General features: G+C 45.3%; 14 protein-coding genes and 1 pseudogene. 5 read left to right on the forward strand and 10 right to left on the reverse strand.

Features of this window, described 5'->3' with window-relative positions; translation table 11 throughout:
- Positions 1–119: 119 nt before the first annotated feature.
- Genes HP570_RS04570 through HP570_RS04580 form a run of 3 tightly spaced genes read right to left on the reverse strand, consistent with a single transcriptional unit; the run spans position 120 to position 1,580 of the window.
- Positions 120–590, reverse strand: a complete 471-nt coding sequence (locus tag HP570_RS04570) for a macro domain-containing protein (protein WP_173625006.1) — start codon at positions 588–590, stop codon at positions 120–122.
- Positions 591–607: 17 nt separating this feature from the next.
- Positions 608–994 carry a hypothetical protein gene (locus tag HP570_RS04575; RefSeq protein ID WP_173625007.1) on the reverse strand — a complete coding sequence of 129 codons (387 nt, stop codon included), beginning with the start codon at positions 992–994 and terminating at the stop codon, positions 608–610.
- A 22-nt stretch (positions 995–1,016) separates the two neighbouring features.
- Positions 1,017–1,580: a putative glycolipid-binding domain-containing protein gene (locus HP570_RS04580; protein ID WP_173625008.1), complete on the reverse strand. Its 564-nt coding sequence runs from the start codon at positions 1,578–1,580 to the stop codon at positions 1,017–1,019.
- A 155-nt stretch (positions 1,581–1,735) separates the two neighbouring features.
- Between HP570_RS04580 and HP570_RS04585 the strand changes: the two genes are divergently transcribed.
- Positions 1,736–3,196: a flavin monoamine oxidase family protein gene (locus HP570_RS04585; RefSeq protein ID WP_173625009.1), complete on the forward strand. Its 1,461-nt coding sequence runs from the start codon at positions 1,736–1,738 to the stop codon at positions 3,194–3,196.
- A 62-nt stretch (positions 3,197–3,258) separates the two neighbouring features.
- On the opposite strand, the gene HP570_RS04590 is transcribed toward HP570_RS04585, so the two are convergent.
- From HP570_RS04590 to HP570_RS30015, 3 genes and pseudogenes are all read right to left on the reverse strand, one after another.
- Positions 3,259–3,828 (reverse strand): GNAT family N-acetyltransferase, encoded by a 570-nt coding sequence (locus HP570_RS04590; protein ID WP_173625010.1) that lies wholly within the window; start codon positions 3,826–3,828, stop codon positions 3,259–3,261.
- 47 nt (positions 3,829–3,875) lie between these two features.
- On the reverse strand, positions 3,876–4,463 hold the full coding sequence (locus HP570_RS04595; RefSeq protein WP_173625011.1) for a DUF3238 domain-containing protein: 588 nt from the start codon (positions 4,461–4,463) through the stop codon (positions 3,876–3,878).
- A gap of 237 nt (positions 4,464–4,700) precedes the next feature.
- Positions 4,701–4,745, reverse strand: a pseudogene (locus HP570_RS30015) (SEC-C metal-binding domain-containing protein); the annotation flags it as partial.
- Positions 4,746–5,005: 260 nt separating this feature from the next.
- Here HP570_RS30015 and HP570_RS04605 point away from each other — a divergent pair.
- Together HP570_RS04605 and HP570_RS04610 are read left to right on the forward strand one after the other, a co-directional pair.
- A complete protein-coding gene (locus tag HP570_RS04605; RefSeq protein ID WP_015892223.1) occupies positions 5,006–5,263 on the forward strand; it encodes a hypothetical protein in 258 nt (85 codons plus the stop codon).
- Between the two features lie 337 nt (positions 5,264–5,600).
- The gene (locus HP570_RS04610) at positions 5,601–6,194 is read left to right on the forward strand and encodes an AAA family ATPase (protein WP_173625012.1); all 594 of its coding nucleotides are present in this window, start codon (positions 5,601–5,603) and stop codon (positions 6,192–6,194) included.
- A 4-nt stretch (positions 6,195–6,198) separates the two neighbouring features.
- On the opposite strand, the gene HP570_RS04615 is transcribed toward HP570_RS04610, so the two are convergent.
- The 3 genes from HP570_RS04615 to hutG all read right to left on the reverse strand — a co-directional run bounded on the left by HP570_RS04615 (position 6,199) and on the right by hutG (position 10,396).
- A complete protein-coding gene (locus tag HP570_RS04615) occupies positions 6,199–7,773 on the reverse strand; it encodes an FAD-dependent oxidoreductase (protein WP_173625013.1) in 1,575 nt (524 codons plus the stop codon).
- Positions 7,774–8,230: 457 nt separating this feature from the next.
- Positions 8,231–9,418, reverse strand: coding sequence for a sodium/glutamate symporter (gene gltS, locus HP570_RS04620; protein ID WP_015892228.1), 1,188 nt, complete (start codon positions 9,416–9,418; stop codon positions 8,231–8,233).
- Between the two features lie 12 nt (positions 9,419–9,430).
- Positions 9,431–10,396, reverse strand: a complete 966-nt coding sequence (gene hutG, locus HP570_RS04625) for a formimidoylglutamase (RefSeq protein ID WP_173625014.1) — start codon at positions 10,394–10,396, stop codon at positions 9,431–9,433.
- A gap of 110 nt (positions 10,397–10,506) precedes the next feature.
- On the opposite strand from hutG, the gene HP570_RS04630 reads away from it, so the two are divergent.
- Entirely contained in the window at positions 10,507–11,397 is an 891-nt protein-coding gene (locus tag HP570_RS04630; RefSeq protein ID WP_015892230.1) for a LysR family transcriptional regulator, read from the forward strand.
- 37 nt (positions 11,398–11,434) lie between these two features.
- On the opposite strand, the gene HP570_RS04635 is transcribed toward HP570_RS04630, so the two are convergent.
- A complete protein-coding gene (locus HP570_RS04635) occupies positions 11,435–12,553 on the reverse strand; it encodes a hypothetical protein (RefSeq protein WP_173625015.1) in 1,119 nt (372 codons plus the stop codon).
- A gap of 151 nt (positions 12,554–12,704) precedes the next feature.
- Between HP570_RS04635 and HP570_RS04640 the strand changes: the two genes are divergently transcribed.
- Positions 12,705–12,929, forward strand: a complete 225-nt coding sequence (locus HP570_RS04640) for a PLDc N-terminal domain-containing protein (RefSeq protein WP_015892232.1) — start codon at positions 12,705–12,707, stop codon at positions 12,927–12,929.
- The last annotated feature ends 23 nt before the right edge of the window (positions 12,930–12,952 follow it).

Raw genomic sequence — 12,952 nt, forward strand, 5'->3', positions numbered from 1 at the left:
TTTCAAAGGTTGAATCAAGACCTTTTGTATGGAATTGCTTTAGTTAAGAACGACCGCCGACATCAACATCTCTCCCTAGATATGGTTCTTTTTACTATAGCGCATGTGATACTCTGGCGTCAATCCGCTTCGAATTTGTACAGCTTCACACCATAACCAGTAAAAATCTCGTCAAGCTGCTTACTCACCACATCCCAGTCCCCGCCTGTTAATCCGCAGCCGATCCCGTATGGTATGGCGATAGTCAGATTTTCTTTTTTCGCGAGGGAGAGAACTTCTTCCAACCCTTTTTGCAGCATGTCATATTTCGTGTAGACTCCTTTTTTCCCATAACCGAGCTGTGCGAAAAGGTTGGCAATGTACTTCCCTTCCCCAACCTGGCAAAGCAGCACTTGTCCAAGGAGGTCGCCACGTGCATCCGCATACTGCTCGCAATGCCGCTTATATTCCGTATAAACACTTGGATATTTGGCTCTTATTTGCTTGGCAAGCCCTGCTCCCATTACACCCCTGCAGTTGACCTGCTGTACGATGATATTTTCCGTAGCCTCCAAAATGTTGCCTGACACGACTTGTACCCATTCATTCATAACACTTACTCCTTTCCTTACGCTACATGTAAGGCTTTCCTTTTACGTCTTAAGAAGCGCAGGCAAACAAAATAAAGCAAAGATGCTGCTACGCCCAGAACATAAAACTTGGGAAGCAGCGTAAAGGTATGCATAACGATGAAGAAAAGCATCACGGTTGCGATAATTCCAGCCACGATGTACAGCAATGCTTCTAGTAGGAAAAGGAGACTTCCCTTGTTCCTTGGTAATCGCTTCATGATCCAATCTATAATGATAGATTGCGGAATCCCTAACAGAAACACAGTCGGGAACGTAAACATCGCAACGAAAAGAACCGCGGATCGATCCTGAAAATACAGAAGCGCAGCCCCAAACGTAAATAAAAAGCTGGCCAGTATACCCGCAATAAACCTTTCAGCCATGCGGAACCATCCCTCCTTCTTCCTATACCTGCTCACGTGTAAACAGGTCTGGATAGTTTAGAACCAACCCGTTTGTATCAACCGTGATGTTTTCCACGAATGTTCCTGCCCGATATTGATAGACAGACGAGTCCTCTTTGCTTTCTAGCAGCGTATATTGTTGCTGAACTTGTCTATACGTCAGCTCATGGGCTGAGAAATAGACTACCTGGATAGACTGTGGTTCCCCCAGAGAATACGACAAACGCCGGATTGGCAGTGTATTTGTGAAAGGTGTACAAGAAATATCGATATCGATACAGCCATCTAGCTCAGGAATGGGCTCACCCACCTCGTTTGTCCAATTTCCCTTGGCATCCGATGAGAGATGCAAAGCTCCTTCTTCACCCACAATCGCCAGGGAAACCTCTCGTGTGGCCCAATTTGAATCCAGGACCATTTCATATTGGATTCTGGTAAGGGTAGCGTCATCCAGCCTTCCGATCACCATGCTATTTACGTGGATTCTGTTCGACCCCTCCCGTATTCTCAAGTGCTCATATCCGACACCTGCCGTCGGTTTCCAGATAACATTCGTTGGTAACACGCGAAGCCCTCCGATCATTTGTTCCCCTTTTCTCTATCCTATCATTTCTTGGATGAAAATGGTAGAGCCCTGTATGATCGGCTTACACAACGCATACCTGCGTCATCCATGGAATAGGATCATAGTACCGGAAAAGAATGGAAAGGAGACAATCGATGGGTAATCCCTCCTTCTCCTTAACACAACCTGACATGCTGTCCATTATTCGCAACGGTCTCCCAAAAACCCACTCCCCCCTCCATATCATCATCGTTGGGGCTGGAATGGCTGGTCTTGTTTCTGCCTCGTTGCTTAAAGCAGCAGGGCACAACGTAACGATTTTGGAAGCTGCGGACCGGATAGGCGGGAGAGTTTTCACACTGCGCTCTCCTTTTACCCATGGGCATTATCTAGAAGCTGGGGCCATGCGTATTCCTCATACGCACGAACTTACCCTCGCATACGTGAGGAAATTCTCTCTTCCCCTTCATCCATTTGTCAACAGCTCTTCCAACGACATCCTCTCTATAAATGGCATCAAAACAAGACGTTGGATCTATGAACGCAATCCCGACATCCTCCGCTTCCCTGTAGCCCCGCATGAAAAAGGCCGTACTTTCAATGAGTTAGCCGGTCAGGCCATTAATCCTGTCATCGACTTCATCAAACTCAATCCAGCGACGAACTGGCCCATCGTCGTCCAAAAATACGATCGTTTTTCCATGGATCAATTCTTGCGCTTCAATCCTGTTGGCCCTTCCTTATCCTCCCCTGCTATCGATATGATCAAGGTCATGACTGGCTTCGAGGGCTTCCCTGAGCTCGCTTTTCCCGAAATTCTACGAGACTTCTTCCTGTTCGATCCTTCTACACGTTTTTACGAAATAACAGGGGGATTTGACCAGCTACCACAGGCATTTCTCCCACAATTACAGGACCATATATACTTCCGGCATAAAATGACGCGAATCGTCCAGACGGGAAACCAAATAACCATTTCTGGCGTTCGTACTGACACAGACGAACGATTTCAGGTGACCGGTGATATCACGATTATTACCATCCCTTTTACCGTCTTGCAGTTTGTTCAGGTCGAACCGTACGACCTGTTTTCCTATCAAAAATGGGATGCCATTCGTCAACTCCACTATGTTTCCTCCTCTAAAATAGGCATTCAGTTTTCTCAGCGTTTCTGGGAAGCACAGGGAATAAGGAGCGGACAAACCGTAACGGATTCACCTATTCGTCTCTCCTACTTTCCCAGCCACGGGTTTGATCAGCCCGGAGGTGTCGTATTGGTCAGTTACACATGGGAGGATGACGATCTGCCATGGCTCAGCATGTCGAGAGAAGAACAAGTGATGCAAGCGGTAAAGCATCTGGCTGACATTCATGGGGAGCAGGTGTACAATACCTTCGTAACGGGGGTCACACATAATTGGGCGTTGCAGCCTTATGCTGCTGGTGCCTTTGCCTTTTTCAAACCGTTGCAGGAGACGGAATTAACTCCCTACATTGGTGCGCCTGAAGGAAAAATTTACTTTGCGGGGGAGCACACCTCGAATGAACATCACGGCTGGATTCAAGGGGCGATTGAGTCTGCTGTACGCGTGGCTGTAGAGGTGGGGAGAAAATAAGCGGAGGTCTGTACAATGAAAGATTCCGTACATTCCCCCGCCACTTATCTACTACGATTCTTTTACGAATTCCATTCATATTCTTTTCGAAGCAACGCCAGCTTCATAAGATCAATGTACATCCCATTTTCAAATTCCGTTTCTCGATGGATTCCTTCCACTTGAAAGCCAAATTTCTGGAGCAAATGGATCGATGCCGTATTTCGTGTATCTGCGTCGGCTTCTATTCTGTTTAGATGCATATGCGTAAACCCGTACGCGATAATGGGCCGCAGTGCTTCCGACATGATCCCCTTATTCCACCACGAAAAATTCAGATCATACCCAATCTCTGCTTTGTTATGTACCGCATGATAATGTTTATAGCCGCAGCTGCCAAGAAATTTTCCAGTAGAACGATCCGTGACCGCCCACCTGATTCCCTGCTTTTGTTCAAATAAGTCTCGATACCATCGAAGTTCATTTTCAGCATCTGCGCTCGATTGAAACCTCGCGATCCCTACATATCTCGCCACATCTTCATGTGACAACACTTCAAAAATATCTTCGATGTCTTGTTGATCAGGTTGGCGAAGGATCAATCTGTCTGTTTCGATGATAGGGAATTGATCGAACATCGTCGGGTTACTCACGATAAGAACCTCCTCGAAAACGTATGATGAGAGATTTTTTGTTCCTATTACAGCATCTTACGAAAGTGATATTCCATTTCTCCACCCAAGGCTGCTAGAGTATCACCTGTTTCACGGAAATCATGGGTATAAATCGTTTCAAACGGCCCAAAATCCGTTTGCTTATAAAACTCAAAGCAAGGGAAGCCATCATGCGCTCCTTCAATCTGCACAAGACCATCCCTTTTCGCCGTTACCGACAATAAGTAGTCAACCGGTGGCGCATGCTCATTCAGGGGATTACTCGCGCTTGCGCTCATTTCAAAGCTCACTTCTTCATCCGTTTTCCATACCATATTCCTGCACAAAATACCCTCCGTACTCGCTTTTCCCTTTCGCAGCTGAATCGAGCCATCAGGATTCGTGATTTTCTCTGTTGTGATTCCCGTATTCTGATAAGTAAAAATTTCTTTTTTCATAAAGTCTACGACAACCTCTTGCTCCACTCTGGAACGCATGGTGTTAACCGCATACGGGGTAAATTCACGCGAATCGCCTTCGAATTGAATGATTCTTCCTGTTTGCGGATCAGTCCTTGGTTCCGTCCATGATACGGGGATAAATACACTTGCCCTGATTTTGATCAGGTTCACCATACTTTGACACCTCCATGTGTGATTGTTCTTCTAAGACAAATATGTGATGTTTTGATGCGGAATGAACTGATACCGCCATGAGCAACGCTTTTCTACAATGATCCTGGTTTAATTTACGCACGAGTAACTCACAGATGATAGCTGTTCTCTTCTCCTCGTCATATTGTATGGCGAGATGATAGTACCAAAATGGTATACCGGAACCCCTTATGGTGCAAGAGGTCCCGGTCTTCTAAATCACCAGGTAATTTTAAATTTCTTTCCGGATCCACAGAAACATCTACGATTTAATTATCCTTACGCACTAACAGTGAGCAACACTCCACATGACTGGACGGATTGGGCTTCATTTTCGTAAGGCGAGCTTCGTTTTACCAACCGATCTTACATTTGCTGAATTCCGTTGGACTGTCTTCCGTCGGTTTACCCTATTCCTAGACCCCGGCCCTCGAAGGATTGCAATTACACTTGAAGCGGAGACTCCAGGAAAAGAAGGGAGTGCAGCGGTGACGATAACTGCTCTGAATCCAGGTTGATCAGGGTTGATAAACGATCTAAATTTTGCCGTGAAATTTCCTTTAGCGTCTGTAATAGTAAAGGCAGGGATTACGACACCAAAAGTATTTTCGGTTGCAAAAACGACTACGATCCCTGCTTTAGGACGTCCGTTCACCTTGACTTGTCCCGAGAGATTCGATGTTTCCCCGGCTACGATTATGGTTGGTACGGCGATCATGGTCATCGTAGCTTTTTTTCGTTTTGTTCCCTTTATTGAACTCATACCTCAACACCTCCATTAACAGTTATGGTATTACACAGCATTACCATATGAAAATGGGGGGAGGTTTGTCTGTGTGAATGGAGAGATGTTTGCAGGAAATGCTAGCCCTCTCCGCTTAGAGCAGATGCATCTTGGCTTCGCCTCGTCCCACTGCTCTTGTCATTGTTTCCAACCTAATCAGAATGTCATCTATTTCTATTTGCAAATCAGTCATTCCCCGCGCAGAAATATTATCCTATTTGTGCCTCTTTTTCTAAATCGCGTTTTCACGACCGCCATGATATGATTCAAAAAGCTAACAATTATCCAATGATTTCCATATATAAACTCACATAACATCAAATAAGTAAGGTGGGATGATGATGCAAGAGAATGCCAATGTTCACGCTCCAGAAAGATGTATTTTTCTCGTTACGGGGATTATGGCTTCGGGAAAATCAACAGTAGCTCAGTTACTTGCTGAAAAGCTGAATCGAGGCGTTCATTTGCGAGGTGATTCGTTCCGACGAATGATTGTAAATGGCAGAGAGGAATATATGCCCGAACCGTCAGAAGAAGCCATTCGTCAGTTGTGGTTGCGCTACAAAATAACAGCCTCTACGGCAGACACTTTTTTTGAAGAAGGATTTAATGTCGTTGTACAGGATGTTGTGATTGGCCCCTTTTTAGGCGAATTTGTTGAAATGATTCAAAACCGTCCGTTGTATGTGGTAGTACTCACGCCAAATGAAAAAGCGGTTGAAGAAAGAGAAGCTTCCCGTCCCAAAACAGGGTATGGTGCTTGGACGATTTCCCACCTGAATAATATCTTGCAGACCGAGACACCAAAGCTCGGCATGTGGATCGATTCTTCCGAGCAGACGCCTCAGGAAACTGTCGAGGAAATCTTACTCTCCGTGAAAAAACCTGAGTTCGGTGAAATCCCGAACTCAGGCAACCAGATCGTCTAACTTCTTACACTGCGTACATGGTTGGCCAGAAGTACTCTACGCCTTCCGCGTACAAGAACGCTTGGAACTTTTTCAGCTCATCGGGAGTGTTACGGACAGCGCGAGGAGTCAGGCCATGTTGCAAGCAATAAGCTGTCAAATAACCAGCTACCTCACCGACGTTCCACTCTACTGGGTGGAGACGGAAGCATCCATTTGTAATATGCGTAACCCCAAGATTCTTGCCCGCTGGCAGCAAGTTATTTACACGAACAGGGATTAGGCTGCCCAATGGAATTTGGAACGGATAGGTAGACACATCGACGTAATTGCGGTTCGCTGTGCTCGGATGCAGGTCGATTCGGTAGCTACCGACACCAACAGAATCTTCGAAGGCTTCTGCTTTGCCTGTTTTGCGGACAAATGCGCTCACATGTTGCTCCAATACGGTGAATTCTGCTTTGATCCGGCGGGATTCACGAATATAAGGATACATGGCCAGTCCATCCTCTGTTCCCATTACATCCTTGCGCAGTCGCAGTCCTGGATACCCTTGTCCACCATCTGGGCGAGGAGCCTCTGTTTGCATCCAATACAGAAGGGAGAGACTCAACTGTTTACCGCCGTAAAGGTGACGCTGACGCTCTTCCTCTGGCACATCAATGATCGAGCCGAGCCAGTAATCATTTTGCGGCCAGTTCACAGTCGTTACGCCACTCTTGTACAATCCGGTTTGGAAGTTCTTCGGATCAGCAATCTGACGATACGTGAAGAGTGGAAAATATTTAGTGCCTGGGAACAGCTCATATCGTACAGAGTCAGCAGTATTTCGCGGATTGGAGCCTGTCCAGCTGAGCAGCTTGTCCGGCCAAAAATCTGCTTTGTAGTTTCGCCAGAAGTCATACGTTTCCGGCTTGGCAATCGTATGATTTTCTCCCTCCAAATAATCCATGGCAAAGCAATACGTAAACGCCTGAATATCATTTGGCTGCGGCGGCCCGACAACAGCATTTGGCTCTCCTGTTTGATCCACTGATTCAGCGCCAAGTACGTATTCTACCCCGGCTTGTGGGAGCACATCTCCACATTCTGTCGCGTCCAAGAAATAAGGTGCTACCAGTTCATGCAAATCATGATGCTTCTGATCTTCTACTGTGATCGACAGTACGTTATCGCCAGCCATGCGAACGGCATGCAGCTTGTGATTCGTCAGAATAGTAAGTCTACCACTGTTAATATAAGGAGCAAGCATCTGATAAAAAACAGCTAGCGCTACTTTTGGTTCGTGGCAAAGGCGACTTACCGAACCGTTACCAGGATCAAGATTCGGGATGACGCGGGCTTCTGCCGTCATTGGATAGTGGTTACGATAATAATCACGCACGCTGTCACGGAATGTGCGATAGCTGCGCGTGCAACCGAATTGTTCGATCCATGGATGCTCATCTGGCGGTACTGCTTGGCTCGTAAATTGACCCCCAATCCAGTCAGTTTCTTCTGTCATAATAACTGATTTTCCTGATTTCGCTGCTGCCAGTGCTGCTGCGCAGCCACCAGTACCTCCCCCAATAATTACCACATCAGCATGAAGTTCTCTCATTCTACTTCCCTCCACATTCTCTGCTTTTTGGTTGTTTCTTCCAGATTGTACGCAAAAATTGACAAAAGGTTACAATTTTCTCAAAAAAACAAAATAATATTTTTCATTGGCTTCTACTTGTGCAAACTTTGATTCTGCATTCGTGCCTCAAATTTGCCTAGGAGTTGCTGCCCCTTTTCATCCCCTTCCTGCTGTCTCTTACCAAGCCAGCATCCTACATCTCTACCCTGAAACTTGTATCGTTGGGTGAGATTTCCTTTGCAAAGTTTTTTAAAACAGGAACGTACGTTCTTATATAAAGATATACGAACACGATGCGAACAGTCAAGAAATTATTTCCTTTTTTCTCTATTATTTGTAAAGCTCTAAACGGTTGAGAGTAAGCCAAAGTAATTGTAAGCACAAAAAATCCCTCCAGCTTGACTTTCTCCAGCATGAAGGGATATTTAAATCGTCTTTATTTAAACAAATTAATCGTAGTAATAATGATTGGCATCGCGAACACGTCAATCAGGAAGGCACCGACGATCGGAACGACCAAGTACGCTTTTCGCGAAGGACCAAATCGTCCCGTTACGGCCGCCATATTCGCCATTGCGTTTGGAGTAGCGCCCAGACCATGCCCTGTAAAGCCTGCGACCATGACTGCGGCGTCGTAGTTTTTGCCAAGTAAACGGAACAGAACGAAAATCCCAAACAAAACGATGAAAACTACTTGAACAAATACGATTACGAGCATTGGAAGCGCTAGATCGGCAACTTCCCACAGCTTGATGCTCATCAGTGCCATGGACAGGAAGATTCCGAGTGTCACGTCACTGATCAGGTTGATGCTCTTCATGTCGATTGCCTTTGGATTGAGCTTGTCTACGATATTACGGACAATCACCGCTACAAACATCGCTCCCACATAACCTGGTAAAACAAATCCGGTTGCAGTAGAGAACAGCTCTCCCAAATACGTTCCCAATGCCATACAGAACGTAATCAACAGGACTTGGATGAAGAAGGTATTCGAGTGAATCGGTTGTCCTTTTTCTTCTTCTGTCTCTACTACTTCTTCCGTTTCCGTCGGTTTCAGATCGTGTTTGGCAATTAAATATTTCACAGTCGGTCCGCCAACCAAGCCCCCTGCTACGAGACCAAAGGTAGCTGCTGCGATCCCGATCGCCAACGCAGATTGAATGCCCATATCCTCAAGCGTTTGTCCAAAAGCGCCAGCCGCTCCATGTCCACCTTCCATCGAGACAGCCCCTGCCATCATCCCGATCAACGGATGAATACCGAACACGGAAGCTAAAGACACACCGATTACGTTTTGGGCCAAAGCCAGAAATCCACAGGCGATCCAGTAAATAACGAGCAGCTTACCACCAAGCTTGATCAGCTTAAAGCTCGCTCCCAATCCAACCGTAGTAAAAAACGTGAGCATGAACAAGCTTTGCAAGGAAGTATCCAATGTAATTTGTAAAATTCCGGTCGCTTTCAAAGCCGTTGCAATGATAGCGAACAACAAGCCCCCAACCACTGGTGCCGGGATACAAAATTTTTGCAAGAAGCTAGCCTTTTTTACGAGAAATGTACCTAATACGAGAAGTGCTACTGCGAGAAAAATCGTCGTTACTTGATTAAGTGCTAACGTCATAGTTGTCTCCCCTTAGTTCTCTAGTAATCCCATGATGGCTTCATTCGTCAAGTAAGCACCTAACTTTACTGTTCTTCCGTTTTCATCTAAAACCGGATTCACTTCACAAATATCAAAAGAAAGCGTTTTCTTATGAGCGGCAACGGTACGGATCAAAGTGCGAACAACCATCGGTGTTAAGCCGAAAGGAGATGGAGCACTTACACCCGGTGCAAAAGCTGCGTTTAAAACATCTGTACACAACGTCAGCATGACATGGTCGTGCTTTTCGATGAATTCGCTTACAGATAAACAAATTTCATCCATTCGTGCGTCTCTCATCTCTTCTTCATACACATAGCGCACACCAAGCTCATCTGCTTTATCAAATAGCTCCTGTGTATTTCCGAAGCGTTGAATCCCCAGCACATAATAGCTGCTATTTTTGTCATGCTCTAGTATTTGCCGAAACATCGTCCCCGATGAAGGCTGAACTTCATAGGAACGCAAATCGAAATGAGCGTCAATATTGATAATGCCCAGAGAAGCCTCTTTTCCAATATACTTCCGGACACCAACGTAATGTCCATACAAGGTCTCATGGCCTCCACCTAAAATAATGGGCGTCATGGCTTTGGAAAAGATCGCAGAGACGGCATTCCCCAACTCTTCTTGGGCAGCTTCTAGCTCTTCGTTTGGACAAGCAACATTCCCCACATCAACAATCCGTTTTCCTTCCTCCACCTTCCAAGGAAGGCTTGCAAGCGCTTGCCGAATTGCGTTTGGAGCTTTGGCTGCACCTAATCGTCCTTGATTGCGCCTTACTCCCTCCTCGCATTCAAACCCAATGATAGCAACTGTGCGATCCTTGGCAGCTTGCAAGGTATCCAAGTCCGTTATTTCTACAATCTGATGGTAGCGAAAACTACTTCTTCTCTCCGTATGGTCAGTCCGGCCGGTCCACAAATCTGCTGATACATTCATTGGCAAGCTATTCACCCTTTCTGAACCTTTTGTTTATTGATTATATAATGACAAACTTATTATTTCTAATATATAATTCAAATAAATTGATAGCTTTAAGCTATAAATAAGGGTAGGCGATCCAGTTGGATATCAAACATTTGCACTATTTTGTGACAGTTTGCGATCAGTTGAGCTACTCCAAAGCCGCACAAAAACTGCATATTTCACAGCCTTCCTTAAGTAATGCGATCAAAAATCTGGAGCAAGAAGTCGGCTCTCCACTGCTCGAGAGAAACACGAGGAAAATGGAACTGACGGATGCTGGTAAAATCTTGTATCAGAAATCGTTGCTGCTTCTTTCCCAAATGAACATGCTGAAAAAAGAGATGGAAGAAGTAAAGCTGACCGGGAGCGGCGATCTCATCATCGGCATCATTGAGTCCGTGAAGCATTGGATTCCAAAAGTCATTCGCGGATATCAGGGGCGTTTTCCCTCTATTAACATCAAGCTAATCGAGGTACTAAGCGGGAAGGCTGTAAAGGAATCACTGCGGAAGTATCATACGCACTTGCTCATAACCAACCAATTCATCGATGAAGACGATATCGAATCCTTTCCTCTGTATGATGAGCGCTTAATGCTGGTGCTACACAAGGATCATGCGCTGGCGGAAAAGGAATCCGTTCGCTTGAAAGACTTGGCTAATGAGCCATTCATCATTAGTACAGAGGGATTTCAGACGAGGGAGGATATTTTAACAGCCTTTTCGTTTGAACAAGTCAACCCGCAAATCAAATTTGAGATTGAGCGCTTTGAAACTGCGTTGACGTTAGTGAGGGAGAATCTGGGGGTTACGATTATTCCGGAGAACTATTTATCTGGATCAACAGATGCTTCGCTTGTTCGGAAAACCATTGATTCGCCTGCGTTGGAGCGGACGGTTTATTTGGCGTACTTGAAAAATCGTTATTTGGCCCCGGCGATGCAGGCTTTTCTAGAGGAGGTTCGGGGGAAGTTTCCATCCAGAACATAGCCAATACCCTCTACATCACATAGAGGGTATTGGGTTACTACCTTTGAGGAATCGTCAGCGTTAACTCTTCTTCTGTATTCTTCTGATAATCTTTCTTCCAGTAGAGGAGCTCGGTTTCACTCTTCCATTCGAGTGGGAAATAGTCCGTATGATCATCGGCTTGAAGCAGCTTTTTCTGCTTCATGGTAGCCAAATCATACAGCCATATGTCTTCTGTCTCTTCGTCTTCCATCCCGTATTTTTCTTTCGCTACTTTCCCACTTAATAAAGAAAATGCTGCCCATTTCGAATCTGGTGAGAAACGGAATTGGAAAATATAAGAGAAGGGCTCACTCATTTTATCGTTTGCTACCTGATAGATTTGTCCGCCGCGATGTCTGCTCGTTCCCGTATCCAATAGGAGATACTCAGAATCGGGAGACCAGGTAAAGAAATAGCGGTCAATGACTGCCTCTTTTATTGGGGAGGGTGAATCGTTGCCAACCTTCCAAATGTATGCCTGACCCTCTTCGGTCGTTCCCTTATAATAGGCAACTGCCTGAAAGTTCGGCGACCATTCGGCGTGAAATATATCCTCGTTTGTATACAGCTTCTGCTCGATCTTGTCCATTTTCTGCCTTGTTTCCGGATTCACCTGTATACTTTTTGCCTCCAAGGTTGTCTGTGGATAAGTAGCGGGATCAAAAAGATGATAGAAATCCTTCAAACCATCTTTTCCAAGTACTTTTACATGGTGAGTCGAGCGTTCATAATAGCGGGCGTTTCGGCCATCTCCATCCTTGTCTGGTAGGTGAAATGTGTATTCATCCTCTTTCCACTCCCCCTGATATGTTCCCCCTTTCACTTTTTCTATTTCCCGGATTTTATTAAGTACTTGATAAGGAGACAGAGGTTCTTTTCGTTGTTCTTCCACTGGTTGGTTGGTAGGGACTGTTGTGTTTGGGCTAGAGACTGGAATGGGTTCAGATGTTGGTTCTTTCTCCGTTTCTTGATTGGGTGTAACGGATGGAGTAGGGCTTGGTTTTGTTGTGGTCTCTGTTGTTTGGCCGGTGCTCTCCGATGTGATCGGTTTGGTCGGTTCCTGTTGACATCCGGTAACCAATGCGATCATCCCGAGCATCGAAAGCCATCTTCTTTTATTCAAAGTTTTTCTCAATGGTTAAGCGCCCCCAAGGATGGTAAGAAGTAGAAATAATACATTCAGATTATACCAATTTTTACGCGGATAGAATAAATTGATTTCACAATTCGATCATCTTTTTATATAATTGGGAAAGTCTTGAATACATTCAAAAGCAGGTGATCCTTTGGTTAGTGTAGGCGATGCTCCTTCTACCTTTTTTGTGTTTCTCCCCGTCCTTCTCCTCTTATTTTTGAACGTGATTAATATTGTCATCAGCATTTGGGCATACCGTGATGCAAGGAGACGAGGGAATAGCAAGGAGTTCTCCATCATCGTGCTTATTGCTTTATTGTTTTTTCCGATTATTGGGTTGATTGTTTATTTGTTGATTCGAAAAGATAAGTTTTGAAAAGTAAGGAATTCCCTGTCCTT

The organism is Brevibacillus sp. RS1.1, assembly GCF_013284365.1.
Classification (GTDB): Bacteria; Bacillota; Bacilli; order Brevibacillales; family Brevibacillaceae; genus Brevibacillus; species Brevibacillus brevis_D.

Bases quoted from the DNA above. Each gene is read 5' to 3' on its own strand.
- HP570_RS04610 (WP_173625012.1), top strand. From the start codon at position 5,601: ATGATGATGCAAGAGAATGCCAATGTTCACGCTCCAGAAAGATGTATT.
- HP570_RS04575 (WP_173625007.1), bottom strand. From the start codon at position 994: ATGGCTGAAAGGTTTATTGCGGGTATACTGGCCAGCTTTTTATTTACG.
- gltS (WP_015892228.1), bottom strand. From the start codon at position 9,418: ATGACGTTAGCACTTAATCAAGTAACGACGATTTTTCTCGCAGTAGCA.
- HP570_RS04595 (WP_173625011.1), bottom strand. From the start codon at position 4,463: ATGGTGAACCTGATCAAAATCAGGGCAAGTGTATTTATCCCCGTATCA.
- HP570_RS04570 (WP_173625006.1), bottom strand. From the start codon at position 590: ATGAATGAATGGGTACAAGTCGTGTCAGGCAACATTTTGGAGGCTACG.
- HP570_RS04615 (WP_173625013.1), bottom strand. From the start codon at position 7,773: ATGAGAGAACTTCATGCTGATGTGGTAATTATTGGGGGAGGTACTGGT.
- HP570_RS04585 (WP_173625009.1), top strand. From the start codon at position 1,736: ATGGGTAATCCCTCCTTCTCCTTAACACAACCTGACATGCTGTCCATT.